General features: G+C 61.8%; 24 protein-coding genes. 16 read left to right on the forward strand and 8 right to left on the reverse strand.

Annotated elements, in window-relative coordinates:
- Positions 1-915, reverse strand: a complete 915-nt coding sequence (locus SR908_RS08740) for an AEC family transporter (protein WP_040240063.1) — start codon at positions 913-915, stop codon at positions 1-3.
- A 118-nt stretch (positions 916-1033) separates the two neighbouring features.
- On the opposite strand from SR908_RS08740, the gene SR908_RS08745 reads away from it, so the two are divergent.
- Positions 1034-1525 carry a hypothetical protein gene (locus SR908_RS08745; protein WP_097021397.1) on the forward strand — a complete coding sequence of 164 codons (492 nt, stop codon included), beginning with the start codon at positions 1034-1036 and terminating at the stop codon, positions 1523-1525.
- A gap of 393 nt (positions 1526-1918) precedes the next feature.
- Here SR908_RS08745 and SR908_RS08750 read toward each other — a convergent pair whose 3' ends face one another.
- Positions 1919-2635 carry an FKBP-type peptidyl-prolyl cis-trans isomerase gene (locus SR908_RS08750; protein ID WP_097021396.1) on the reverse strand — a complete coding sequence of 239 codons (717 nt, stop codon included), beginning with the start codon at positions 2633-2635 and terminating at the stop codon, positions 1919-1921.
- Positions 2636-2781: 146 nt separating this feature from the next.
- On the opposite strand from SR908_RS08750, the gene dctP reads away from it, so the two are divergent.
- Entirely contained in the window at positions 2782-3807 is a 1026-nt protein-coding gene (gene dctP, locus SR908_RS08755) for a TRAP transporter substrate-binding protein DctP (protein WP_097021395.1), read from the forward strand.
- 151 nt (positions 3808-3958) lie between these two features.
- Here the strand turns inward: dctP and SR908_RS08760 are convergent, their stop codons facing one another.
- The 3 genes from SR908_RS08760 to SR908_RS08770 form a co-directional block, all read right to left on the reverse strand.
- Positions 3959-5242 carry a TRAP transporter large permease gene (locus tag SR908_RS08760; protein WP_097021394.1) on the reverse strand — a complete coding sequence of 428 codons (1284 nt, stop codon included), beginning with the start codon at positions 5240-5242 and terminating at the stop codon, positions 3959-3961.
- Between the two features lie 47 nt (positions 5243-5289).
- On the reverse strand, positions 5290-5919 hold the full coding sequence (locus SR908_RS08765) for a TRAP transporter small permease (RefSeq protein ID WP_097021393.1): 630 nt from the start codon (positions 5917-5919) through the stop codon (positions 5290-5292).
- Between the two features lie 211 nt (positions 5920-6130).
- Positions 6131-6646 (reverse strand): TIGR02444 family protein, encoded by a 516-nt coding sequence (locus tag SR908_RS08770; RefSeq protein WP_097021392.1) that lies wholly within the window; start codon positions 6644-6646, stop codon positions 6131-6133.
- Positions 6647-6711: 65 nt separating this feature from the next.
- Here SR908_RS08770 and SR908_RS08775 point away from each other — a divergent pair, with 65 nt between their 5' ends.
- A complete protein-coding gene (locus tag SR908_RS08775; protein WP_097021391.1) occupies positions 6712-8646 on the forward strand; it encodes an ATP-binding cassette domain-containing protein in 1935 nt (644 codons plus the stop codon).
- 51 nt (positions 8647-8697) lie between these two features.
- On the opposite strand, the gene dtd is transcribed toward SR908_RS08775, so the two are convergent.
- From dtd to thiD, 3 genes are all read right to left on the reverse strand, one after another.
- Positions 8698-9135 (reverse strand): D-aminoacyl-tRNA deacylase, encoded by a 438-nt coding sequence (dtd, locus tag SR908_RS08780; RefSeq protein WP_040240053.1) that lies wholly within the window; start codon positions 9133-9135, stop codon positions 8698-8700.
- A 40-nt stretch (positions 9136-9175) separates the two neighbouring features.
- Complete coding sequence (locus tag SR908_RS08785; RefSeq protein ID WP_040240050.1) at positions 9176-10033, reverse strand: universal stress protein; 858 nt, start codon at positions 10031-10033, stop codon at positions 9176-9178.
- A gap of 178 nt (positions 10034-10211) precedes the next feature.
- Positions 10212-11045 (reverse strand): bifunctional hydroxymethylpyrimidine kinase/phosphomethylpyrimidine kinase, encoded by an 834-nt coding sequence (gene thiD / locus SR908_RS08790; protein ID WP_097021390.1) that lies wholly within the window; start codon positions 11043-11045, stop codon positions 10212-10214.
- 424 nt (positions 11046-11469) lie between these two features.
- Between thiD and ndhC the strand changes: the two genes are divergently transcribed.
- The 13 genes from ndhC (at position 11470) to nuoN (ending at position 26573) form a co-directional block, all read left to right on the forward strand.
- Entirely contained in the window at positions 11470-11889 is a 420-nt protein-coding gene (gene ndhC, locus SR908_RS08795) for an NADH-quinone oxidoreductase subunit A (RefSeq protein ID WP_097021389.1), read from the forward strand.
- Between the two features lie 90 nt (positions 11890-11979).
- The gene (locus SR908_RS08800; RefSeq protein WP_097021388.1) at positions 11980-12660 is read left to right on the forward strand and encodes a NuoB/complex I 20 kDa subunit family protein; all 681 of its coding nucleotides are present in this window, start codon (positions 11980-11982) and stop codon (positions 12658-12660) included.
- A 68-nt stretch (positions 12661-12728) separates the two neighbouring features.
- On the forward strand, positions 12729-14507 hold the full coding sequence (gene nuoC, locus SR908_RS08805) for an NADH-quinone oxidoreductase subunit C/D (RefSeq protein ID WP_097021387.1): 1779 nt from the start codon (positions 12729-12731) through the stop codon (positions 14505-14507).
- A gap of 1 nt (position 14508) precedes the next feature.
- A complete protein-coding gene (gene nuoE / locus SR908_RS08810) occupies positions 14509-15024 on the forward strand; it encodes an NADH-quinone oxidoreductase subunit NuoE (RefSeq protein ID WP_097021386.1) in 516 nt (171 codons plus the stop codon).
- Positions 15025-15040: 16 nt separating this feature from the next.
- Positions 15041-16381, forward strand: a complete 1341-nt coding sequence (nuoF, locus tag SR908_RS08815; RefSeq protein WP_097021385.1) for an NADH-quinone oxidoreductase subunit NuoF — start codon at positions 15041-15043, stop codon at positions 16379-16381.
- Positions 16382-16415: 34 nt separating this feature from the next.
- A complete protein-coding gene (gene nuoG / locus SR908_RS08820) occupies positions 16416-19178 on the forward strand; it encodes an NADH-quinone oxidoreductase subunit NuoG (protein ID WP_097021384.1) in 2763 nt (920 codons plus the stop codon).
- On the forward strand, positions 19175-20161 hold the full coding sequence (nuoH, locus tag SR908_RS08825) for an NADH-quinone oxidoreductase subunit NuoH (protein WP_097021383.1): 987 nt from the start codon (positions 19175-19177) through the stop codon (positions 20159-20161). The genes nuoG and nuoH overlap by 4 nt, the downstream gene beginning before the upstream one ends.
- 21 nt (positions 20162-20182) lie before the next feature.
- A complete protein-coding gene (gene nuoI, locus SR908_RS08830) occupies positions 20183-20725 on the forward strand; it encodes an NADH-quinone oxidoreductase subunit NuoI (protein ID WP_218839390.1) in 543 nt (180 codons plus the stop codon).
- Between the two features lie 32 nt (positions 20726-20757).
- Positions 20758-21369 (forward strand): NADH-quinone oxidoreductase subunit J, encoded by a 612-nt coding sequence (nuoJ, locus tag SR908_RS08835; RefSeq protein ID WP_097021381.1) that lies wholly within the window; start codon positions 20758-20760, stop codon positions 21367-21369.
- Entirely contained in the window at positions 21366-21674 is a 309-nt protein-coding gene (gene nuoK / locus SR908_RS08840; protein ID WP_040240027.1) for an NADH-quinone oxidoreductase subunit NuoK, read from the forward strand. The genes nuoJ and nuoK overlap by 4 nt, the downstream gene beginning before the upstream one ends.
- The gene (nuoL, locus tag SR908_RS08845) at positions 21671-23524 is read left to right on the forward strand and encodes an NADH-quinone oxidoreductase subunit L (protein ID WP_097021380.1); all 1854 of its coding nucleotides are present in this window, start codon (positions 21671-21673) and stop codon (positions 23522-23524) included. The genes nuoK and nuoL overlap by 4 nt, the downstream gene beginning before the upstream one ends.
- Before the next feature lie 77 nt (positions 23525-23601).
- The gene (gene nuoM / locus SR908_RS08850; RefSeq protein WP_246924149.1) at positions 23602-25143 is read left to right on the forward strand and encodes an NADH-quinone oxidoreductase subunit M; all 1542 of its coding nucleotides are present in this window, start codon (positions 23602-23604) and stop codon (positions 25141-25143) included.
- Positions 25140-26573, forward strand: coding sequence for an NADH-quinone oxidoreductase subunit NuoN (gene nuoN, locus SR908_RS08855; RefSeq protein ID WP_246924147.1), 1434 nt, complete (start codon positions 25140-25142; stop codon positions 26571-26573). The genes nuoM and nuoN overlap by 4 nt, the downstream gene beginning before the upstream one ends.
- Positions 26574-26601: the final 28 nt, after the last annotated feature.

Below are 26601 nucleotides of genomic sequence, written 5' to 3' on the forward strand. Positions count from 1 at the left end.
TCAACTGGCCAGCGCCATCCATGCCGGCAAGGTCACCATGGCCAGCAGTGTCTGGCCGGTGATCAATGCCGCCATCAACTCGGCATCGCCGCCAAGCTGGCGGGCGAGGATGTAGGCCGAGGTGGCGGTGGGCAGTGCGGCGAACAACAGCGCGATGTCGCGACTCACCGGGTCGAGCCCGGTCAGCCAGGCCAGGCTCAACACCACCAGTGGGGTAGCGCCGAGCTTGAGCGTGGCCGACCACCAGAACGCATGGCCATGTCCTGTCAGCGCACGGGGTCGCAGGGCAACGCCCACGGCAATCAACCCTAGCGGGAGGGCGGCACGGCCAGTGAGTTCGACGGCGCTGCCCAGCCAACCCGGCAGACCGATGCCGGTGACATTGAGGGCGATACCGAGTACACAGGCCAGGATCAGCGGGTTACGCAACAGGGCAGCCAGGCTGCGCCCCAGGCTAGAAGGCCCCAGCGTGCCCGCGGCGATGAAACCGCTCACGCAGAGAATGTTGGCCAGCGGGACCATCAATGCAACGGCGACTGCGGCTACCGTCGCCCCAGCTTGGCCATGTAGCGCGGCGGCGCCGGCGACTCCTACGTAAGTATTGAAGCGCAGCGTGCCTTGTAGCACCGAGGTAAACGCCGCTGGCGCCAGCGCTAGGCGATGACGCGCGCACCAGAGTCCCAGCGCGAACAGTGCCATGGTGCCCAGCAATGCCACCGCTAGTCGGATGATCGGCACCTGCGCGACATCCGCCGTGGCCAGCGTCGAGACCAGCATGGCAGGGAACAGCAGAAAGTAGATCAGCCGTTCCATCGCGGGCCAGAAATCGCCCCCGGGAAAACGCCGCCAACCCAGCAGGGCGCCGAGTAGAATCAGTAAAAACAGAGGGCCCAGGGCCCCAGTGACACCGCTCATTGTGCCTCCGCTTGAGCAACTTCATGGACACCGGACACTGACCGCAGCCAAGCTCGCCGGGACACGAACTGGTAAGCTTAGCGCGATGCCCCTGGGTAATGGGATTCGACCTAACGATATGCAACATCATGATGAAGATCCGGTAAGATCGCCGCTGCTCAATCTACTGACGCTAGTAACGCTGATAACGGTTCTGGTAGCGGCTGGTTATCTCGCCGACTATTACCTGCGTGATTCGCGCGAGAACGTCACCTGGTATCCCCCGCGTATGCATTGCGATCTGCGCGACGGGGCGTGCCGTACCGATATTGGCTTGAATGGGACGTTGCGCTTCGAAATAAACGGCGACTTCGCCTCGTACGAGCCGTTGATGCTGGATGTACAGACATCCGGTATCGACGTGGAATCGGCGGTCGTGGAGTTCGTCGGACGCGACATGAACATGGGCCTTACTCGGGTTGAGTTAGAGGCGGTCGGGGATGGCCACTTCCGGGGCGTGGGCGAGCTCCGTCCTTGCACGGAAACGGTCATGCCGTGGCGGGCACAGGTGATTCTCGAGACCCCTGAGGGGCAAGAGGGGAGCTGGTTCGACTTCGATATTCACCGCTAGGCGCGGCATACCACGTGACGTTTGTCCACATTATAACAATCGCCCTTACCATGCGGCTTGTGGGTAAGCCAACGCTTACTCCGTGCTTTCCTCTGGGTGGCAGCGTTTATTAAAAAATTAATTAAAACAATAGCTTAATATGTGATTTCTGATGCGTTGGCGAGGCGTGCTTGACTGCGGGCGAGCGTCATGCAAGGGCTCAATGGGGTCAGGTAAGCCGGTTTTCACCGCCAAGCCACAGACGCTCCACAAAACTATCCACAGGCGGTAGTGGCGATGGGGTGTGGAAAACGCACAGCGCGAGCGTCCGGAAAGAAGGCCATGTGTAGAAAAACGAGGATAGCGTGAAGAGAGATGTTAGGCGCCCCGCGAGGCGCCTAACGTGACGAGCGCTTACTCGTCGGCTGACGCTTGTTGGTCGTCGCCGGCTTCGATGCCCAGCAACTCGATCTTGAAGGTCAGTGCCTGGTTGGGACCGATCGGGCCGCCGGTGCCGCCCTGACCGTAGGCGAGATCGGCGGGCACGTAGAGCATCCAGGTATCGCCGACCTGCATCTTCTGCAGGGCTTCCTGCCAACCCTCGATGACCTGACCGACCTGGAAGGTAATCGGTTCGCCGCGCTCGTAGGAACTATCGAACACGGTACCGTCGGGCAGTTTGCCCTCGTAGTTGACCTTCACGGTATCGTCGGCGCTTGGGGTTTCGCCGTCGCCGGATTCGAGAACCTTGTACTGCAGACCCGAGTCGGTGACCTTCACACCGTCTTTCTTGGCGTTCTCTTCAAGGAACGCCTCGCTGGCCTTGCGGTTCTTTTCGGCTGACTGCGCCTTTTCCTTCTTCTGCTCAGCCATCTTCTGCTTCTGGTAGTCAGAGAGCGTGGCGGCGATCTCATCATCGCTCATCTGCAGGTCATCGCCGGCGTAAACGTCCTCCACCGCTTGGGTAAAGGCGTCGGTGTCGAGATCCGAGATGTCCTGCTTAATGCTCTGGCCGAGCGTGGCGCCAATGCTATAGCTGAGTTTGGCTTCGTCGCTCTGCGGGGCAGCCATGGCCAGCAGCGGCGTCGCTACGAGGCCGCCGAATGCCACAGCCGTCATCAAACGTTTCATGAAAACTCCTTAACAAAATAAACAAACACCGCCCTTCGACTGTACCAGCACCGGTGCCGTTGCGCATCTGTGCGGAGGGCGACGGCTTGACATCGACGCGACTTTGCTCTTCTCTGAATCTACATTGATAAGAAAGAGGGAACTCTATGCAACTGCGCAATATCGTTCTGAGTATCACGGCTTTAGGCTTGGTTGGTGTCGCGTCCACGGCGTCCGCCGATACCTGGCGTTTCGGTCTCGAAGAGACCGAAGGTAGCGTGCAGTACGGCTATGCGGAAGAGTTCAAGAAGTTGATCGAAGAAAAGAGCGACGGCGACATCACGGTCGAGTTGCTGCCGTATGGCTCCTGGGGGTCAAGCTACTCGGCGTTGTATGACGCCATCCAGAGCGGCGCCATTCCGCTTGGCTTCGGCTCTGGCTTCTTGGGCGGTACCGTCCCGGAAAGCCAGTTGATGAGTCTCAACTACGTCATGCCGAACGATCAGATGGAAACGGCCGAGATTCTCAACTCCGACGACTTCCTCAAGAGTGATGCGTGGCAGGACTCGTTCCGCGAGCGCGGTCTGGTGCCGCTGGGGGCCTTGCCCGAAGGGTATCAGGTCTGGACCACGAATAAGGAGGTCCGTACGCCGGAAGACATGGATAACCTCCAGATCCGTGTCATGGATAACAGCCTGCTACGTTCGACCTATGAAGCCTATGGTGCTTCGCCGATTACCATCGCCTATGGCGAACTCTATAGTGCCCTGCAGCAAGGCCAGGCGGAAGGCAATATCCAGCCGGTCTTCGCCCACGAGAACATGGGCTTCTATGAAGTGCAGGACTATATGATCTTTGCCGAGCAGTCGCAGTTCATCGCCAACTTCATCGGTAACGAGGAGTGGTACGACGACCTGTCCGACGATCAGCGTGAGATGCTGGAGTCGACGCTCGACGAGATGGTCCAGAAAGGGCACGATATCCAGACTCAGTTCAACTCCGAACGTCTCGAGACCATCAAGGAAAATAGCGATATCAACATCATCCACCTGGACGAGAATGAGCGTGGTGCGTTCCGTCAGCTGGCCGAGCCGGTGCGTCAGACCTACGTCGATATGGTCGGCGAACGTGGTCAGAAAGCGCTGGACATCGTGCTGGATCATGTCAATCAGTCCGACGACAAGGCGGAGTAAGCCTGATCGTCAGCGTCTGAAGGACTGACAGACCGCATGCAAAACCCCGGAAGCGCAAGCTTCCGGGGTTTTTATGTGTCTGGTGGATGGTGATGAGTCAGGAATGTCGCTCCACGACGTACTGGCCCGACGAAGGCCGGGCCAGTCGCACTCAGTCGCCGCCGAGCGAGGGGAGCAGCAGCGATATCTGCGGGAACATGATCAAGATGATCGTTGCTAATGCCAGGATGGCAATGAATGGCGGCGTGCCGCGAATTATTTCCATGTAAGGGCGACGGAATACCGCGATGGCGGTGAAAATATCGCAGCCGAACGGCGGGGTGGCCGAGCCGATAGCCGCCTGCAGGGTGACGATCACGCCCACATGCACCGGGTCCAACCCGGTGGCTTCGACCAGTGGCTTGAAGATCGGCACCAGAATCAGAATGACCACGATCGGGTCGACGAACATGCAGCCCACGAAGAAGGCTGCAGCGATCAGCAGCAGTGCCAGAAACTGGTTGTCACCGATACCCTCGATGATGGGGCCGAGAATTTGCTCCGGTACGCCGGCGGTGCCTAGGGTCTGTGAGAACGCCGCGCCGATGGCGACGAGGATGAAGACCACGGCGGTGATCATGCCGGTAGAGAGTGCCAGGCTACCGAGATCACGGATCGATACCTGACGGTAGATGACGACCTCGAGGAGAAAGGCATAGGCCACCGCGACTGCCGAGGCCTCGACGGCGCTGAAGAAGCCGCCGTAGATACCGCCGACCACCAGCACCGGGAAACCCAACGGCAGAATGACTCTGCGAACCGCCTTGAAGCGTTCCGCCCAGGTGGCGCGTGGCTCGGGTTCGATCCCTTTCAGGCGTGCACCGATATAGCAGTACACGGCGAACATGGCCAGGATCAGAAGGCCGGGGAGAATGCCGGCGAGGAACAAGTCGCCGATCGAAGTCTTCATGACCACGCCGTAGACGATGAAGCCAATGCTGGGTGGAATCAGCAGCGCAATATCGCTGGCGTTGATGATCAGGGCCAGAGCGAAACTGTCAGGGTAGCCCCGCGCCAGGAGACGAGGACGCATCGGTCCACCCATGGCGACCACGGTGGCCTGCGTAGAGCCCGATACAGCCCCGAACAAGGCGCACGAGGCGGCGGTAGTGATGGGCAAACCCCCACGGACATGGCGGGTGAAGACATCGACGACATCGAGCAGGCGGTTGGCAGTATGGCCTTTGGTGAGAATGTCGGCAGCGAAGATGAACATGGGCACGGCGGCGAGTACCCAACTACCGATGCCATTGATCATCCAACTCACGGCTTGGTCGGGCCCGAAAAACGTCATATCGGTGAACATCATGAACAGCGTGCCCGCCGCCAGAGGGACCATCATGGGGAATCCGAGCAGCAGCAGCACCAGCATGATCACGGCTAGCCAAGTTAGCATTGTTTTACGTCCTCGCGTTGATGGCGGTCGTGTTTCGGAGAGGCAGTTCAGGCATCGCGGCGTGCATCATTGCCATTGCCTTCTTCCGCTTCCGGGGGCACTTCGTCGTATTCCTCTTTTTCGTTGAAGGCACGATAGATATCGTCACTGACCAGGTTGCGCACGGCGGTGAGCAGGTATTGCACGCCGGCGAGAATGAAGCCGACAGGGAGGGCGAGATAGACGATCCATAGCGGGATGTTCAATGAAGCACTGTTACGACCGCGATCGTGAATGGCCATGACATAGTCGATGGACTTGTCGGCGAAATAGAACATCAATACCGCAGTGCCCAGACAAATCAGGATGAGGAGTGCCTTGCGCCAGCGGCCGCTGAGCTGGTCATAGATCGCCGACATGCTGATATGGCGGGCATTACGAGCTGCATAGCCGACACCGACGAAGGTAGTCACCACGATGAGCATCTCGGTGACTTCATAGGTGCCGGGGATGCCTTGATCGAATAGCAGATTGCCGACGACGTGACCGCTCATGAGCACGGCCATGGCGAGTACGCCCCCCGCGATGATCACGCGCTCGATGATGCCTAGGCCATGATCGATAGTTCCCAGTACACGAAGCAAGGCACTGCGTGATTCAGCCTTTTCATCGCTATTGCCAGGCTGTGAAGGTGTCATGTCGTAGAGTCCTTTTTGTGATGGCCGATTCGTCGTGCGAATGGCATGGATCTCGACGTCCGTACCGCGCCGTGAAGGTGTCGCGATCAATCGGACTGGCTTCTATAAAACCTACAGAGTTTGCGGGGTGAGCGCCACTCGTCAATGGCGTGTCCGCACATGCGTGATATACGCTTTTCGAGCGTTGAGCTGATGGCGAAGCGATAACGTATTATGGATGGTGAGCCGTGTTTTGGGTGGTCAGCGTTGCCAGCGCGGCTTCTTGCGCTGGCTCGTGTATGGTCAAGCAGCGTGTTAGCTGCATTGTCAGGCTGGCGTCGTCCGCCCGGCGCTTGCGGACGGCATGCAACGTCTCGCTGAGTGCCTGAAACTGGCGCAGTGTTTCGCGTTCGGCGAGTAGCTCGGCTTCCTTGAGATGATTGCGCAGCGTCGCCACGTCATGTGCATGTCGCGCCCGCGGCTTGAGCATGCGGCGTAGGTAGCGGATCGGCTGTGTGACCTCGGCTTGCCAGGCACGGATCTCATCCAGCGTGCTGTACGCCTGCTCGGTGGGCACGAGAGCGTGATGATCGAGCCAGCAGCGCCACAACAATTCGCAGACATCCGCCCCTGCCGTATCTTGTAGCTGCAAGCAGGCGTCGGCGACTCCGGGGCGCTGGTACAACGCCAAGGCATAATCCCAAAGCGGTGGATTCCGCAGGACATCGCACAATTGGGTAGAATGCATGGGCAATCTCCAGCCGTCCTGGCAGGCATGGCGGCGGAACTCACCGAATCACCACCGGAGCGGGCATGATCGCATTTCGCCAACTCGCGCTGCAACGCGGGATCCAGCCGCTGATCGAGAACGCCGACCTCACGTTACACGACCGTACCAAGGCGGGTGTCGTGGGCGCCAACGGCTCGGGCAAGTCGAGTCTGTTCAAGCTGTTGCTGGGAGAGCTGACCCCGGAGCGCGGCACGGTGGAGCTTTCCGGTGGGCAGCGCATTGCGCATATGGCGCAGGAGGTGGAGGCGCTCGACCGGGCACTGGTCGAGCATGTCCTCGATGGTCACACCGAGTTGCGTGCCACAGAACGTGCCCTGGCCGAGGCTCAGGCGAGCGGAGCGGTTCACCGCGAGGCCGAGTTACATGGCGAAATTGAAGCGCTCGAGGGTTATACCGCGCGCCCGCGCGCCGAGCAGATGCTGGTAGGGCTGGGCTTCACGCAGGATGACCTATATCGCCCGCTATCGGACTTCTCGGGTGGTTGGCGAATGCGTGTCAGCTTGGCGCAAACGCTGTTCATGCCGTCTGACCTGATGCTGCTCGACGAGCCCACCAACCACCTCGATCTCGATGCCTTGTTATGGCTCGAACAGTGGCTGACACGCTATCCCGGCACGCTGTTGCTGATTTCCCACGACCGCGACTTCCTGGACGCGGTGTGCGATCACATCGTGCACTTCGAGCAACGCCAGTTGATGCTGTATCGCGGCAACTATTCGACGTTCGAGCGAACGCGAGCCGAGCGTCAGGCGCGTGCCCAGGCCGAGGCGGCCAAGCAGCAAGCTCGCCGCGAGGAGATCGAGCGCTTTGTGGCGCGCTTTCGCGCCCAGGCCAATAAAGCGCGTCAGGCGCAGAGTCGCTTGAAGATGCTTGAGCGCATGGAAACCATCGCCGTCGCGCATGCCGATTCACCGTTTCATTTCACCCTGCCCAGTGCCGACAAGACCTCCTCGCCGCTTCTGGTGCTCGATGACGCTACGCTGGGATATGGTCAAACGCCGTTGCTCGAGCACGTCAGCGTAAGCATCTTGCCGGGACAGCGGATCGGGCTGCTGGGCGCCAACGGGGCGGGCAAGTCGACGCTGATCAAGGCGCTAACGGCGCAGCAACCGTTGCTGGAGGGCAAGCGCGTGCCGGGTGATAACCTGGCGATCGGCTACTTTGCCCAGCATCAGCTCGAACATCTCGATGTGAGTTCCACGCCGTTCGTGCACATCCAGCGGCTGTCGCCTACGGCCAGCGAACAGGAGATTCGCAACTTCCTGGGTGGTTTCGGGTTTCACGGCAATGACGTCTTCGCCAGTGTGGGGAACTTCTCTGGGGGCGAGAAGGCGCGCCTGGCGCTGTCGTTGATCGCTTGGCAAAAACCCAACCTGTTGTTACTCGATGAGCCTACCAACCACCTCGATCTTGAAATGCGCGAATCCTTGACCCAGGCCTTGGCCGGGTTCGAGGGGGCGGTGATCATCGTCTCCCACGACCGTCACCTGCTGCGCGCCAGCGTCGATGAGTTCTGGCATGTAGTGGATGGCGGTGTCACTGCCTTCGACGGCGATCTGGACGACTACCGCGCCTGGCTCAAGGCGCGTCTCGAGGGCGAGCGGCGCGATGCGCGCCAGGAAAAGGCCGAGCGTCAGGTGACCGCAGAAGCACCCAAGGGCGACCGTAAAGCCTCGCGCCGCGCCGCCGCCGAGCTGCGTGAAAAGTTGCGACCGCTCAAGCGTGAGCGCGACAAGATCGAACGTGACATGAGCGCGGCCCAGGCTGAGCTGGAGAATCTGGAAGCTGCCCTGGCCGACGAAGGTCTGTATCAGGACAGCGCGCGCAAGGCAGAGCTGACCGACTTGCTGGGGCGCCAGGGCGATACGCAGAGCCGTCTCGAGACGCTCGAACAGCGCTGGCTGGAGGCCGAAGAGGCGATCGAGGAGCGCGAAGCGGCGTTAACGGACGACGCTTGATACGCGGAGGTGGACGCCTACCCTCGGCGAATGAGCGCGGGTCACCGGCCTTTATGTCTCGACGATAAAGGTCACTGGCCCATCGTTAAGCAGCGAGACCTGCATGTCGGCGCCGAATTCGCCGGTAGCGACGCGCGACCAAGCCTGCTGCGCTCGCGCCACCAAGTAATCGAATATCGCCTCGCCATGGGCGGGTGCCGCGGCGCCATCGAAACCCGGCCGCAGGCCCTTGGCGGTGTTGGCCATGAGGGTGAATTGCGGCACCAGCAGCAAGCCACCTTCTACCTGCTGCACGTTGAGGTTCATTTTGCCTGCCTCGTCGCCGAATATGCGCAGTTTGAGCAGTTTATTCAGCATTTTATCGGCGTGGGCTTGGGTGTCTTCGGGCGCCACGCCGATCAAGGCCATTATGCCTTGCTCGATGGCGCCCGTGGTGCGGTCGTCGACGTCGACGCTGGCATGGCGGACACGTTGAATGACGGCTCGCATGGCAAGAATCCTTGTGGACGCGAAGAGATGAATATTCGCGCTACCAGGCGCGGCACACCATCATGTCCACATGCACTTCGGCGAGCAAGCGCTCAATCAAGGGCGCCGGTTGGTGCCGGCCGAAGAGCGCCAGGTCCTGGTGTCCGAGTGCCAGCAGATCGGGCGGTTGGCGACGCAGGTAATCCATCAGCACCTCGCCGGGGTCGCCTTGCTCGAGGACCAGCTCAAGCTCCGGCACGTCGCCGACCTCTTCCATGAGCTTGTCGATTTCCGCTTCCAGGCGGATGCGGCGCGCGGCGAGTTCGCGCTCGCGCCAGCGGGCATAGCCGCTATCGGAGCCCATTTCATCGTCGCCGGGTAAGTGCCAAGCATGCAGTAGGGTCAAGCGTGCCTGGGGGAAATGTGTCAGCACGTCGCGCAGGGTGTGGCGGCTGGCCAACGAAAAATCCACCGGCACTAGCACGTCTTGCCACGCTTGCTCGGGACTGTGGCTCACGGTGAGTACCGGGCACGGCGCACGGCTCAGTACGCGGGCCAGGGTCGTGCCACCGACCAGCGCGTGCTGACCGCGTTTACGGTGGGTGCCGAGCACGATCATGGTGGCATCGCGGTCATGCGCTTCGCGGATTATCTCGGCATAGGGCGCTCCGGTGACCGTCTGTATCAAGGTTTCGGGTGCGGTAAGCGCGTAATCCTCGCGAATATCGGTCAACTGACGCTCGAGCTCATGGACGACGCCGGCCTCCAGATCGTGCAGTGCCTGATGCGGCAGATAGGGATCGAGGACGTGGAGGATGTCCAAGCGGCAGCCTTGGGCATGGGCCAGTTTCACGGCACGTGCGAAAGCGGCACGGTTTTCGGCGGACAGGTCGCAAGCCAATAATAAGGTCTGAGGCATGATACGTCCCTCCTACGAGAAGGCGGCGTGCGAATGCAGGCGACACCGCGCTGACGTCGAGCAGGATGGTAGTGACCGCTACGCCATGGGTGGCATGGCGGTGAAGCAAAGCATGGTTGCCTCCGACGCTCTCTGCAAGTATAGGGTGACGATAAGCTCCGCGTATGCCTGCGTGTTCTCACCACCAGGCGTGGAAATGATGCACCGGCCCGCGCCCTTGGCCGACATCGAGATGCACGCTGGCATCCAGCGCCGTATGCAGCCAGCGTTTGGCGTCGCCGATGGCTGCGTGGATATCGGCGTGGGCATTGGCCTCGGCCGGTAGGCGGGCGAGATAGGCGGTCACCGCCGAGGACAGCGCACAACCGGTGCCATGCAGGTTTTGGGTGGCGATGCGCGGTGCCTCGAGCCATTCCACACCCTGTGGGGTCGCGAGCAGATCCGGGCAGGCGTTACCGCTGAGGTGGCCGCCCTTGAGCACCACATACGGGGCGCCGAGGTGCGTCAGCTCGGGTAGCAATGTGGCCATCGCCTGTGTGGTGCGTGGGGTGTCGGCACCCAGTAGCACCGCAGCCTCCGGCAGGTTGGGAGTGATCACATCGGCCAGGGGAACCAGGACGTCACGCACCGCGCGGATGCCGGCGCGATCGACCAGGATGTCGCCGCTCTTGGCGACCATCACCGGGTCGAGCACGACCCAGCGTGGCCGGTAGCGGGTCAGGGCGTCACGAATCGTCGTGGCGACGTCCATGCTCGCCACCATGCCGATCTTGACCGCGTCGATGCGCACATCGCCGAGCAGGTTGTCGAGTTGCTCGGCGATCATCTCGGCGGGGATCGGGTGCACGGCACGTACGCCTTGCGTGTTCTGGGCGATCACGGCCGTGATGACGTTGGTGGCATAGGTGCTCAACGCTGAAAACGTCTTGATATCCCCCTGCAACCCGGCGCCGCCGGAAGGGTCGGAGCCGGCGATAGTAAGGACATTGGGAGGTGTCTGAGCGCTGGACATGGTCTGACCTTCAGTCTTCTAGCGTGGAGCGTAGGATACCGGCAAAACGTTCGGCGGACAGGGGGATGTGGTGGAGCAACTCAAGATATGCCTGGGTGACTTAGACTTTCGTCGAAGCCTGGCGAGAGGTGAGCTCGCCCCATAGAATTATTTTTATTAAAACAACCTTTCCTGAATAACGCTTCCGGCGTAAGTGATGACTTACGGACTAAGTCCGACGAGTAGTGATCATGGTGCTTGACATGGCGTTAACTTACTAACTTTGTCGTTGGCCTTCCTGACAGATGCTACTTAATCCCCTAGACTCGTAGGGACTCGCCACACGCAGGCAACGTGAATGGCGCCACGAGGTGCGTGCACCTCGATGATAACGAATATTGGGGTAGCGCCCTACCGCGCTATCCGCTGCTTGTGAGGCATGGCAATGACCGATGAGGCAACCGCGCTGATCGCCGAATATTGGGCCGTGGGGCTATTCACAATAGCCGTGTTCACGTTATGTGCCCTGATGATCGGTGCCGCGAGCCTGCTCGGTGGTCGTAGCCGTGGTCGTAGCAAGTCCCTCCCCTTTGAATCTGGCATTGTCGGTACCGGCAATGTACGCCAACGCTTTTCCGTCAAGTTCTATCTGGTCGCGATGCTGTTCGTGATCTTCGATATCGAAGCCGTATTCCTGTTCGCCTGGGCTGTATCGGTCCGCGAGGTGGGCTGGGAAGGTTTTGCGGGCGCCGCCGTCTTCATTTTTATCCTGTTGGCGGGGTTGATCTACGATAGTCGTGTCGGTGCCTTGGAGTGGGCGCCACGCAAACGTGGTCAATCGCCCGATATCGTGACGGATCGATGAGCGTACCGCCCTGGAGGCGGCCCTTAGCCGGCGAAGACCGGCATAGCGCCAGATACCCGAATTTTCTTTTTCAGAGCTTCGAGGCGCATCATGCAATATACCCTGACGCGAGCGGATAGCGAGCCGGCGCCGGGTAGCGCAAGCTATCCGCTGGACAAGCGCGAAACCACCGATGACCCGATGAAGGATCAGGTTCACCGCAACGTCTTCACCGGCAAGCTGGAAGATGTCCTCAACGATAGTGTCAACTGGGGACGTAAACATTCCCTGTGGCCATACAACTTTGGCCTTTCCTGCTGCTATGTGGAAATGACCACGGCCTTTACTGCGCCTCATGATGTGGCCCGTTTCGGGTCCGAGGTCATCCGCGCTTCCCCGCGTCAGGCCGATTTCATGGTCATCGCCGGCACTTGCTTCATCAAGATGGCGCCGGTCATCCAGCAGCTCTATGACCAGATGCTCGAACCCAAGTGGGTGATCTCGATGGGCTCCTGTGCCAATTCCGGGGGCATGTACGACATCTATTCGGTGGTGCAGGGCGTCGATAAGTTTCTCCCGGTGGACGTCTACGTACCTGGTTGCCCGCCGCGCCCCGAGGCGTTTCTACAGGGGTTGCAGTTGCTGCAAGACTCCATTCAGCAGGAGCGTCGTCCGCTTTCCTGGGTGGTTGGCGATCAGGGCGTATATCGCGCCGAGATGCCTTCACAGCGCGAGGCGAACCGTGATCGGCGTATCGCCGCGACGGAACTGCGCTCCCCGGATGAGGTGTAGGCCCCGTGCCTGATGCCGTCGCCTGTTATCCGAAGTCGATCCACCTTGCCGGGGAATGAAAACCGATCATGAGCGCAGTTCAATCGCCATACGCCAATCACGCGCACGCCGATGACCCGGTGGTCCAGGCGTTATTCGCGCGCTTTGGCAACCATGTCTTCGTCGAGCAATCGACGTACACCGGCATGCCGGTCCTGTGGCTCGACCGCGAGCACCTGCTCGAGGTGCTCGGCTTCCTGCGGGACATGCCCGAACCCTTCGAGATGCTCTTCGACCTGAATGCCATCGACGAGCGTCTGCGTAGCCATCGTGCGGATTTACCACCTGCGGATTTCACGGTCTTTTATCAGCTGATGTCGGTGTCGCGAAACCGGGATCTCATGCTCAAGGTGGCGCTTTCCGAGCGTGATCTCGAGGTGCCTAGCATTGCGGGCCTTTACCCCAATGCCAATTGGTACGAGCGCGAAGTCTGGGACATGTTCGGCATCGACTTCCGCGGTCACCCGCACCTGACACGTCTTTTGATGCCGCCTACCTGGAACGGGCATCCGCTGCGCAAGGATTATCCGGCGCGCGCCACCGAGTTCGATCCCTATACGCTGACCGTGGAAGGTCAGGATACCGAGCAGGAAGCGCTGCGCTTCGACCCTGAATCCTGGGGCATGAAGCGTAAGGACGAGAACACGGACTACATGTTTCTCAATTTGGGGCCTAACCACCCCTCCGCGCATGGTGCCTTCCGCATTGTCCTGCAGCTCGACGGTGAGGTTGTGGTCGATTGCGTCCCTGATATCGGCTATCACCATCGCGGCGCTGAGAAGATGGCCGAGCGCCAATCTTGGCACAGTTACATTCCCTATACCGATCGCATCGACTATACCGGCGGGGTAATGAACAACCTGCCGTATGTGATGGCGGTGGAAAAGCTGGCGGGCATCCAGGTCACCGATCGCGCCAAGACCATTCGCGTGATGATGGCGGAAATGTTCCGCATCAACAGCCACTTGTTGTTTTTGGGCACCTATCTGCAGGATCTAGGCGCGATGACGCCGGTGTTTTTCACCTTCACCGATCGCCAGAAAGCCTATGAGGTCATCGAGGGCATCACCGGTTTTCGCATGCACCCGGCGTGGTATCGCATCGGCGGCACCGCGCAGGACCTGCCCAATGGCTGGGACAAGCTGGTTCAGGGGTTCCTCGACTGGATGCCCAAGCGCCTCGTCGAATACGAGCGCGCGATGATGGAAAACGCCATCATCCGCGAACGCACCAAACAGGTGGCTGCCTTCACCACGCGCGAGGCGCTCGAATGGGGGGTCACCGGGCCCAATCTGCGCGCCACCGGCTGCGACTTCGACCTACGCAAGAAGCGCCCTTATTCCGGCTACGAGAATTTCGATTTCGAGGTGCCGCTGGGTGCCAACGGCGATGCCTTCGACCGTGGCCAGCTGCGTATCGACGAGATGCGTCAGAGCCTGCGCATCATCCAGCAATGCGTCGATCATATGCCGGCCGGCGACTACAAGGCCGATCATCCGCTGACCACACCGCCACCGCGCGAGAAGATGCTCCAGCATATCGAAACCCTGATCACGCACTTCCTGCAGGTTTCCTGGGGCCCCGTGCTCAAGCCCAACGAGTCGCTGTCGATGATCGAGGCGACCAAGGGTATCAACAGCTATTACCTGACCTCGGATGGCAACACCATGAGCTATCGCACGCGCATCCGTACGCCCAGTTTCCCGCATCTTCAGCAGATCCCAGCGGCGGTGCGCGGTGCCTTGGTACCGGATTTGATCGCCCATCTGGGGAGTATCGATTTCGTGATGGCCGACGTGGACCGCTGACATGACACACGCTTCGACTTCTACCGCCGCGCCCATCGCCACCGACGGTTTCGTGCTGCACGACGAGGACCGTGCGGCCATTGCCCATGAGCGCGAGCATTACCCACATCCGCAGGCGGCCAGTATCGAGGCGCTCAAGATCGTTCAGAAGCGCCATGGCTGGGTGCCGGACGCCGCCATCGAGGCCATCGCGCGTGAACTGGGTGTGCCGCCGGCGAACATCGAGGGCGTGGCGACATTCTATAGCTTGATCTTCCGCCAGCCGGTGGGGCGTCATGTGATTCTGCTGTGTGACAGCAGCTCATGCTTTCTCACCGATTATGAAGCCCTGCGTGATGCTTTCTTCGCGCATCTCGGCATCGGCTTCGGACAGACCACACCGGATGATCGGTTCACCCTGCTACCGGTGTGCTGTCTCGGTGCTTGCGACCGTGGTCCGGCGCTGATGATTGGTGATGATACCTACGGGCCGGTGACGTCCGAGGAGATCCCCACGTTGCTGGAGGCGTACGCATGAACTGGGAGAACGAGGCATGAGCCGGATTCTGCAAGACCGCGACGAACGCCGACCTGAAACGCACCCGCTGACCTTTCGGCTCAACGACGACGGCACGCCGGTGATGCTTGACGCCTATCGCGAGCAGCAGGGCTACGCCAGCGTCGAGCGCGCCTTTAGCGACCTGACCTCGAAGACGCTGATCGACGAGCTCAAGACCGCCAACCTGCGCGGACGCGGTGGCGGCGGATTCTCCGCTGGGCTCAAGTGGAGCCTGACCATGCAGGGTGAGGGCATCCCGCGCGGCTATATCGTCTGTAACGCCGACGAAATGGAGCCCGGCACCTTCAAGGATCGCCTGCTGCTCGAACAGCAGCCGCATCTGCTCATCGAGGGCATGATCCTGGCTGGCTTCGCCAACAATGCCTACCAGGGCTACATCTTCATGCGTGGCGAATACGTCGACGCCGCGCGAACGGTTCAGCGCGCGCTGGAAGAAGCGCGTGCCGCTGGCTGGCTGGGCCGTGACGTGGCCGGCAGCGGCTGGGATTTCGATATTGCCCTGCATACGGGGGCTGGACGTTATATCTGCGGTGAGGAAACTGCGCTGATCAACTCGCTGGAAGGCAAGCGTGCCAGCCCTCGGGCCAAGCCGCCTTTTCCAGGGCAAAGCGGGGCCTGGGGTAAGCCCACCGTGGTCAACAACGTCGAGACGCTGTGTAACGTGCCGTCCGTCGTGCTGCATGGCGCGGATTGGTATCAGGGCTTGTCCCAAGGCAAGAGCGGTGATGGTGGCACCAAGCTGTACGGCGTCTCCGGCAAGGTCAAGCGGCCCGGCTTGTGGGAGTTGCCCATGGGTACCACGGGCAATGAGCTACTCGAGCGCGCCGGCGGCATGCGCGATGGCCATACGCTCAAGACCTGGCTACCCGGTGGCGGGAGTACCGGCTTTCTGCTGCCCGAGCATCTTGAGCTGGCACTCGACTTCGACACCATCGGCAAGGCCGGCAGCCGTCTGGGTACCGGGCTCATCGCGGTGGTGGCCGACGATCAAAGCGTGGTGTCGCTGGCGCGTAACCTGGAGGAATTCTTCGCCCGCGAATCCTGCGGCTGGTGTACGCCGTGCCGCGATGGGTTGCCGTGGAGCGTCAAGCTCCTGCAGGCCCTGGAGGCTGGCGAGGGCGAGCGGGGCGATATCGATTTGCTGGAATCGCTGGCCGTGGACCTGGGCCCGGGCCGGACCTTCTGCGCGCATGCGCCGGGGGCGGCAATGCCGTTGGCGTCAGCGATTCATTATTTCCGCGATGAGTTCGAACGTGGTGTCACGCGTGGCCAGGGCGCGGCACATGCCGACCCAATCCCGGTGGGTAGCATATGAACGACGTGACGATGACGACGGGCGAGGAGCGATAATGGCAACGATCCATGTGGATGGCCGTGATTACGAGGTCGATGGCGCCGACAACCTGCTGCACGCTTGCCTGTCGCTGGGGCTGGATATCCCGTATTTCTGCTGGCACCCGGCCATGGGCAGTGTGGGTGCCTGCCGCCAGTGCGCGGTCAAGCAGTACAAGAACGCCGATGACACCCAGGGCATGCTGGTGATGTCGTGCATGGCGCCCGTGCAGGATGATGCCTACATCTCCATCGAGGATGATGAAGCCAAGGCTTTTCGCGCCAACGTCATCGAATGGCTGATGATCAACCACCCGCATGACTGCCCGGTCTGCGAGGAAGGTGGCCACTGCCATTTGCAGGATATGACGGTGATGACCGGTCACGACAGCCGCCGTTACCGATTCCGCAAGCGTACCCACAAGAACCAGGATCTGGGGCCGTTCATCGGACATGAGATGAACCGCTGCATTACCTGCTACCGCTGCGTGCGCTTCTATCAAGATTATGCCGGCGGCGGTGATCTGGGCGCCTTCGGGGCGCACGACAACGTCTATTTCGGGCGCTTTCAGGAAGGCACGCTGGAGAGTCCTTTCTCGGGCAACCTCACCGAGGTTTGCCCGACCGGGGTCTTCACCGACCAGACCCACTCCGAGCATTACACCCGCAAGTGGGACCTGCAGTTTGCGCCCAGCGTCTGCCATCAGTGCGCGGTGGGCTGCAATATCAGCCCCGGCGAGCGCTACGGCGATATCCGGCGTATCGAGAACCGCTACCATGGTGAAGTGAATCACTACTTCCTGTGTGACCGCGGACGTTTCGGCTATGGCTATGTGAATCGCGAGGACCGTCCCCGAGTGCCGGAGTGGCGCGAACGCCAGCGCGTCGATGCAGGGCCCGGCGCGGCCGGCGTCGTGGGCGGCACCATCAGTTTGGAAATCGACGATGCGCTGGATCGTGCCGCCGATGGAATGCGCAATGCGCGTCGCGTGATCGGCATCGGCTCGCCACGGGCGAGCCTGGAAAGCAACCACATGCTGCGTACGTTGGTGGGGGACGCCAACTTCTCCACCGGTATCGCCGCCCGTGAGCTCGAGCTGCTGGTACGCATGAACGAGCTCAATACCCGCTGTGGCCTGCCATCGCCGAGCCTTCGCGAGATCGAAAGCTGCGATGCGGTGTTCGTGCTCGGCGAGGATCTCATCAACAGCGCCGCGCGCATGGCGCTGGCCATTCGCCAGGCGGTCAACGCCAAGGGCGAGGCGTTGGCCGCCGAGCGCGGCATCCCGTCCTGGAACGCCGAGGCGGTGAAGACGCTGGCGCAAGAAGCGCACCATCCCTTTTTCCTGGCCACGCCGGATATGACCGAGCTGGATGCGCTGGCGGAGCAGACCTACAACGCCGCCCCGGACGACATCGCGCGGCTGGGCTTCGCCGTGGCGCATTATATCGATCCCGAGGCGCCTTGCCCCGAGGCGCTGGACGACGCGACCACAGCGCTGGCAAGCCGTATCGCCGAGGCCTTGATGGCGGCCCAGCGCCCGCTGGTGGTCTCGGGGGGATCGCTGGGAACACCGGCGGTGCTCGAGGCCGCCGGCAACGTGGCGCGCTCTCTGGCGCGGCGGACACGGCCCGGGGCGTTGTCGTTGGTGCGCCGCGAGGCCAACAGCACCGGCCTGTCGCTGCTCGGTGGGCAATCGCTGGATTGGGCCCTGGAATGCTTGACCAGCGGCGAGGCCGATGGCGTGGTGATTCTCGAGAACGATCTGTACGCACGGGCCGATGCAGGACAGGTCGACACCGCCCTGCAACGTGCCGACTGCATCGTCACGCTCGATCATCAGCGCACCGCGACCTGGGATAAGGCGGACATCGGACTCCCGGCGGCGAGCTTTGCCGAAAGCGATGGCACTCTGGTCAGCTTGGAGGGCCGGGCCCAGCGTTTCTACCAGGTCTTCGAGCCTAGCTATATCCGCCCCGAAACGCGCATCCGTGAAAGCTGGCGGTGGCTCAACGCACTCAAGGTCAGCGTCGAACGTCAGGCGATGACGCCGCTCACGCTCGATGAGGTAACGCGTGACATGGCCATGACGTACCCCGCCCTGGCGCCGGCCGGCGATGCCGGTTTGAGCGCCGCCTATCGCGTTCATGGGCTGCGTCTGGCGCGCGAGCCTCACCGCTATAGCGGTCGCACGGCGATGCGTGCCAATCTCGATGTCAGTGAACCCCGTGCGCCGCAGGACGCTGATACACCCTTCGCGTTCTCCATGGAGGGTTATGCCGGTCACGCCGAGCCGCGCCGCGAAGTGGCGTTCGCCTGGGCGCCGGGCTGGAACTCGCCGCAGGCCTGGAACAAGTTCCAGGACGAGGTCGGTGGGCATCTGCAGGCTGGCGATCCCGGCGTGCGGTTGTTGGGGCCACTGCCCGGGGATTACGACTATGCGCGAACGCTGCCGGCACGCTTCGCTGCACGTGACGACCAATGGCTGGCGGTGCCGCAGGCGCGCTTGTTCGGGGGCGACGAGACCTCGGCGCGGGCCGAGCCGATCCAGGCGCGCATGGCCGAGACACGCTTTACCATGTCGCGCGGTGCCGCCGAGCGGTTGCGGATGTCGCCGGGCGCCACGTTGACGCTCAACCTAGGGGAACGGCAACTCACGCTTCCGGTGGCGATCAACGATGCGTGGCCCGATGGCGTGATCGGTGTGCCGGATCAGTCGGGGCTGTCCTTGGTCGCGCCGGAGTGGGCCCATCTCGAACCCCAGGAGGTGCGCGCATGAGTTGGTGGACGCCACAGGTCGAGGCGATCGCGTTCGCGCTTTTTCAAGCATTGGTGATCCTGATCGCTGCGGTGGGCTCAGGGGCACTGCTGACCATGGTGGAACGGCGTCTGTTGGGCCTATGGCAGGACCGTTACGGTCCCAACCGTGTCGGGCCGTTCGGGGTGCTTCAGATTCTCGCCGACATGCTCAAGATCCTTTTCAAGGAAGACTGGATCCCGCCGTTCGCCGATCGCACCTTCTTCGTGCTGGCGCCGGCGATCGCCATGGCGTCATTGTTGTTGAGCTTCATGGTCATCCCCATCACGCCCAGCTGGGGGGTGGCCGATCTGCATATCGGCTTGCTGTTCTTCTTCGCCATGGCGGGCATCAACGTTTATGCGGTGCTCTTCGGCGGGTGGTCGAGCGGCAACAAGTACGCCTTGCTCGGGGCGATGCGCGCCTCGGCGCAGACGCTGTCCTATGAAGTCTTCATGGGCTTGTCGCTGATGGGCGTGGTGGCCATGGCCGGTTCGTTCAACATGCGCGAGATCGTCGCCGCCCAGGAAACGATATGGTTCATCGTGCCGCAGTTCTTCGGCTTCTGTACCTTCCTGGTCGCCGGTATCGCCGTGACGCACCGTCACCCGTTCGACCAGCCCGAAGCTGAGCAGGAGCTGGCCGATGGCTATCACGTCGAGTATTCGGGCATGAAATGGGGCATGTTCTTCATCGGCGAGTACGTGGGCATCGTGCTGGTATCGGCGCTGATGGTGACGTTGTTTCTGGGTGGCTGGCACGGCCCGTGGTTGCCGCCCATCGTGTGGTTTCTGCTCAAGACTACCGTGTTCGTGGTTTTTTTCGTGCTGCTGCGTGCGGCCCTGCCGCGTCCTCGCTATGACGCGGTGATGAGCTTTGGGTGGAAGATCTGCCTGCCACTGACCCTGATCAATCTGCTGGTGACCGGCGCGCTGATTCTCGTATTCAGCCCCGCCGGTGGCTAAGCGTCGAGACTGGAGGAGACCGTGACGATTAAATCACTGCTCGCGGGAACTTGGTCGCAGCTGCGGACGTTAGGCATGGTTTTCATGCACGCCTTCCGCAAGCGCGAGACCCTGCAGTACCCGGAAGAACCGGTCTATCTGTCGCCGCGCTATCGTGGGCGTATCGTGCTGACTCGCGACCCCGACGGCGAAGAGCGCTGCGTGGCGTGCAATCTCTGTGCGGTGGCGTGCCCGGTGGCGTGCATCTCGCTGCAGAAAGGCGAGAGCGAGGATGGTCGTTGGTACCCGGAGTTTTTCCGTATCAACTTCTCGCGCTGCATTTTCTGCGGCATGTGCGAGGAGGCGTGTCCGACCTCGGCGATTCAGTTGACGCCGGATTTCGAGATGAGCGAGTTTCGTCGCCAGGAACTGGTCTACGAGAAGGAAGATCTGCTGATCTCGGGGCCGGGCAAGGATCATAACTACAACTTCTATCGCGTGGCGGGGATGTCGATCGCCGGAAAAGACAAGGGCGAGGCGCAGAATGAAGCCGAGCCGATCAACGTCAAGTCGTTGATGCCCTGATCAGGATGCCCTTACTAGGATAGGGAGACACCATGGAAATCGCCTTCTATCTCAGCGCCGTGGTTGCCGTGCTCGCGACGCTTGGGGTGGTCACCGGTCGGCACCCGGTACATGCCTTGCTTTATCTGATCGTCTCGCTGATCGCGGTGGCGATGGTGTTCTTTGCACTGGGGGCGCCCTTCGCAGGGGCACTGGAAATCATCGTCTACGCTGGCGCGATCATGGTGTTGTTCGTGTTCGTGGTGATGATGCTCAACCTCGGCGAGGCTGCCGCGCAGCAGGAGCGCGACTGGTTGCGTCTGAGCACTTGGCTAGGACCGGCGATACTCAGCGGTGTCTTGCTGTTGGTGCTGTTGGTGACATTGATCGGTGCCGATGTGGGTGGCCGTATCGAGGGCGAGACCTTGACCGCCAAGGCGGTGGGCACGTTGCTGTTCGGGCCTTACCTAGTCGTCGTCGAGCTCGCCGCGATGCTGCTGCTGGCGGCGTTGGTGGCGGCGTCTCACCTGGGGCGCAGCGAGGCGCATGACGAGGCACACGCGGTACGCCAAGTGCCGAGCAAGCGCACCGCAGATGGCCGCGGTCGCGCTGCCAGCGAGCGGCCGCTCGGTGACGACACCCCAAGCGAGGAGAACTCACGATGAATGGCGTTCCCATGGAACACGGCCTGATCCTGGCGTCGGTCCTCTTCGCGCTGGGACTGGTGGGGCTGATGATGCGCCGCAACATGCTGTTCGTGCTGATGAGCCTGGAAGTCATGATGAACGCGGCGGGGCTCGCCTTCATCGTTGCGGGGACGCGCTGGGGGCAGCCCGACGGCCAGGTGATGTTCCTGCTGGTGATCACCCTGGCAGCGGCCGAGGCAAGCGTGGGGCTGGCGCTGTTGTTGCAGCTCTATCGGCGCTTCAAGACCCTTGATATCGATGCGGCAAGCAGGTTGCGCGGATGAATCTACTCACTCTGACATTTTTGTTTCCCCTGTTGGGATGTCTTGTCCTGGCGCTGAGTGGTGACCGCCTGTCGCTGCGTGGCGCGGCGACGGTAGGGGTCACCGCACTGGGACTGGCGGCGGCCACGACCGTGTGGGTGGGCCTCGACTTCCTCGGGCACGGCTCGGCGGCCCAGGTCACGGAGCTTTGGACCTGGATCGACGTGGGCGATTTCCAGTCGTCGATGGGGCTGCTGGTCGATGGGCTGTCGCTGACGATGCTCGGCGTGATCACCGGCGTGGGCTTTTTGATCCATCTGTTCGCAGCCTGGTACATGCGCGGTGACACGGGAGTTCGCCGTTTCTATGCCTACATGAACCTGTTCGTGTTCAGCATGGTGCTGCTGGTGCTGGGCGACAACCTGCTATTGCTGTACCTCGGTTGGGAAGGTGTCGGCCTGTGCAGCTATTTGTTGATCGGCTACTACTACCATGAGTCGGCCAATGGCTGGGCGGCGTTCAAGGCCTTTCTGGTGACACGTATCGGCGATGTGTTGATGGCGATCGGGCTATTCATCCTGTTCGTCGAGCTTGGCACGTTGGATATCCAGACGTTGTTGGCACGGGCGCCGCAGGTCTGGGCACACGGCGACCTGATGGTCGAACTGGCCACGTTGATGTTGCTGGGCGGGGCGCTCGGCAAGTCCGCACAGTTGCCGCTGCACACCTGGCTGGCCGATGCCATGGCCGGCCCCACGCCGGTCTCGGCGCTGATCCACGCGGCGACCATGGTCACCGCCGGGGTGTATCTGATCGCGCGCATGCATGGCCTGTTCCTGCTGGCGCCGGATGTTCTGACGTTGGTGGGCTGGATCGGTGCGGTGACGCTGCTGATGGCCGGGTTCGCCGCCCTGGCGCAGACCGATATCAAACGCGTGCTGGCCTATTCGACGATGAGCCAGATCGGCTACATGTTCCTGGCACTGGGCGTGGGGGCCTTCGATGCGGCAATTTTCCATCTGATGATGCATGCTTTCTTCAAGGCGTTGCTGTTCCTCTCGGCCGGCTCGGTGATCATCTCCTGTCACCACGAGCAGGACATGCGACGCCTGGGTGGGCTGTGGCGCAAGCTGCCGCTGGCCTATGCCGGGTTCGTGGTCGGTGGCTCGGCGCTGGCCGCATTGCCGCTGGTGACGGCTGGCTTCTACAGCAAGGACGAGATCCTCTGGGAAGCGCTGGCGTCCGGGCATATCGGTTTGCTGATGGCGGGCCTGGTCGGCGCGCTGCTGACTTCGCTTTATACCGTGCGCTTGATCGTCGGCACCTTCCATGGCACGCCGGGCAGCGATCATAGCCGGGATGCCGAGGGCGGGCGCGGCCTGGTGCATGGTCTGCCTCTGGTCGTGCTGATCGTACTCTCGACGCTGGTGGGCGCCTGGATTCACCCGCCGCTCGACGAGGTGCTGCCGGCAAGCCCCGGCGCGGCGAAGGAAGCCGGACGCCATGCGCTGGAAATCGGTGCCATGCTGGTCGCCGTGGGCGGTGTGGCAGTGGCGCTGTGGCTGTTCGCGTGGCGACGCGAGCTGGTGGCGCGCTTGGTCGCCCTGCCGGAAGGTGCGCGCTTGTGGCGCTTGTGGCATCACGCCTGGGGCTTCGATGCCCTGTTCGATGCAGTACTGGTCAAGCCGTTCCGTGGCCTGGTGTGGCTGTGGCGTAGCGACTGGATCAACGGGTTGTGCAACTTGGTGCCGTTGCTGGCGCGCGGCCTGCGCTGGCTATTGACGCGCTCCCAGACGGGGCGGCTGCGCCACTATGCCGTTTCGATGACGCTGGGCGCGACCGTGGTGCTGATCTTCCTGGCTTTGGGGTAAGCGATGTACGACTTGAAGAAAGACACCGGTGGCGGGGATAGAAGGCTAACGTGGCAAGCTGAGGGGGCGCAGCGCTGATGATTCTTGTCTGTCTGATTCTGATTCCCTTCATCGGCGGGTTGCTGTGTTGGCAAGCCGAGCGTTTCGGTGAGCAACCGCCGCGCTGGATTGCCCTGGGCACCATGCTGCTCGAGTTGGCGCTGGTGCTGGGCGTGTGGTGGCATGGCGATTACGGCTTGAACGCCGTGCAGGGTGCCTCGGACTGGGTCCTCGAGTGGCGCGCTGATTGGATCCCCCGTTTCGGGATCGAGGTCCACTTGGCGCTGGATGGCTTGTCGTTGATCATGATCGCGCTCACCGGGCTACTTGGCGTGCTGGCGGTGGTGTGCTCATGGCACGAAATCTCGCGTCGCATCGGCTTTTTCCACCTCAACCTGCTGTGGATCCTTGGTGGGGTGGTCGGCGTCTTCCTCGCCATCGACCTGTTCCTGTTCTTCTTCTTCTGGGAGATGATGCTGGTCCCCATGTATTTCCTGATCGCGTTGTGGGGGCATAGCGGTTCCACGGGCAACACGCGGATTCAGGCGGCGACGAAGTTCTTCATCTACACCCAGGCCAGCGGGCTTCTGATGCTGGTGGCCATTCTCGGCCTGGTGTTTGCACATCATGCCGCCACCGGGGAATACAGCTTCAGTTACGAGGCGCTTCGCCATACTGCCCAGAACGAGCTCTCTCCTCAGATGGCATGGTGGCTGATGCTAGGCTTCTTCATCGCCTTTGCGGTCAAGATGCCGGTGGTGCCGCTGCATGGGTGGCTGCCCGATGCGCATGCCCAGGCCCCCACCGCGGGTAGCGTCGATCTGGCAGGAATTCTGCTCAAGACGGCCGCCTACGGTATGTTGCGCTTCGCCTTGCCGCTGTTTCCCGAGGCTTCTCAGGCGTTCGCGCCGGTCGCGATGGGGCTTGGCATCCTGGGGATCTTCTACGGCGCGATCCTGGCTTGCGGCCAGCATGACCTGAAACGCTTAGTGGCTTATTCCAGTATTTCCCATATGGGCTTCGTGCTGATTGGCATCTACAGTGGCACCGAATTGGCGCTGCAGGGCGTGGTAGTGCTCATGGTCGCGCATGCTTTCTCTGCCTCGGGGCTATTCATTATCAGTGGCCAACTCTACGAGCGTCTGCATACCCGCGACATGCGCTTGATGGGCGGCCTATGGGGCCGCATCAAGGGCCTGCCGGGCATCGCACTGTGCTTCGTGGCGGCCTCAATGGGCCTCCCGGGGACGGCCAATTTCATTGGTGAGTTCCTGGTGCTGTTCGGCACCTTCGACGCCTGGCCCTGGGTGGTCGTGGTCGCCAGTGGCGGCTTCGTGATGGCGGCGATCTATTCGCTTTTCATCATGCAGCGCGTCTACTTCGGTCCGGCCAAAGAAGAAACGCCTCTGGGCGGGCTCGATGGCCGCGAAACCGTGATGATGCTCGGCCTGCTGGCCCTGGTGCTGTGGGTCGGGCTCTACCCAGGCCCATTGCTGGACACCTCGGAGGCGGCGATGCAAAACGTTGAGCACATCATGACGCTGGAAGAAACGCCTGCCATGCTTGAGGAGACGCCATGACGTCGTTGCTTGCTCTTTCACCGCTGATCCTCGTCTGCGCCACGGCCATCGTGGTAATGCTGACCATTGCGTGGCGTCGACATCACGACCTGACGGCTACGTTGACCGTGATTGGCCTCAATTTGGCGCTGGCGGCACAGCTTCTGGCCTGGTGGCAGGCACCGCTCGACGTGACGCCGCTACTGACGGTGGACGGCCTTTCGATCTTCGGCGGCGTGCTGATTCTCGTCGCTACGCTGGCCTGCGCCACGCTGGGCCATGCTTATCTCGAAGGCGCGCGCGGTCCACGCGAGGAATATTATCTGCTGCTGTTGTGTGCTGCCGCTGGCGGGATTGCGCTGGTGAGCAGTCGCCACCTGGCCTCGCTGTTCTTCAGCCTGGAACTGTTGTCGATGCCGCTTTACGGCATGCTGGCCTACACCTATCGAGAGCGTGGAGCCTTGGAAGCAGGCGTCAAGTACATGGTGCTCTCCGCGGCGGCCTCGGCCTTCTTGCTGTTCGGCATGGCACTATTGTATGCGTTCACCGGGCATCTCGATTTCGCCGGGTTGGGCGGGGCACTGGCGTCAGCAGGCGGCGATGGATGGCTTCTGGCTGGCATGGGGATGATGCTCATCGGTCTGGGCTTTAAACTTTCCATCGTGCCGTTCCATTTGTGGACGCCGGACGTCTACGAAGGAAGTCCCGCCCCGGCGGCCACCTTCCTGGCCTCGGCAAGCAAGGTGGCGGTACTGATAGTCTTGCTGCGCCTGCTGCAATCCGCCCCGGCGACCCAAGATGCCTGGTTTCACAGCCTGCTCGCCGTACTCGCCTTCGTGACGATGCTGGTCGGCAACCTGCTGGCGTTGATGCAGCAAGATCTCAAGCGCCTGCTGGGCTATTCCTCGATCGCGCATTTTGGCTATTTGCTGGTGGCGCTGGTGATCAACGAGGGGCTGGCGGTGGAAACCGCAGGTATCTATCTTGTGACCTATGTGCTGACGACGCTGGGAGCGTTCGGCGTGGTGACGCTGCTGTCGAGCCCCTATGGCGGCGCCGATGCCAGTCGCTTGCACCATTACCGTGGTTTGTTCTGGCGGCGGCCCTACCTGACGGCGGTACTGACGGTGATGATGCTATCGCTGGCGGGCATTCCCTTGACCGCGGGCTTCATCGGCAAGTTCTACATCGTCGCGGTGGGGGTCGAAGCCAGCCGCTGGTGGCTGGTCGGCGCCGTGGTGGCCGGGAGCGCCATCGGACTTTTCTACTATCTACGCGTGATGGTGACGCTCTTTTTGCCAGAGCCGGGCATGCAGCGCCGTGACGCCACCACCGACTGGGCGCAACGCGCCGGCGGCGTGGTGGTGCTGGCACTGGCGGCCTTGGTCGTGCTGTTGGGGGTTTATCCTGCGCCGATGATCGACTGGGTGCGGCTCATGGCGGCGACATAAGCGCCGCGAACGTGCTGATGCGGTGCCG

Origin of the sequence: Chromohalobacter canadensis (assembly GCF_034479555.1) — a bacterium.
Classification (GTDB): domain Bacteria; phylum Pseudomonadota; class Gammaproteobacteria; order Pseudomonadales; family Halomonadaceae; genus Chromohalobacter; species Chromohalobacter canadensis.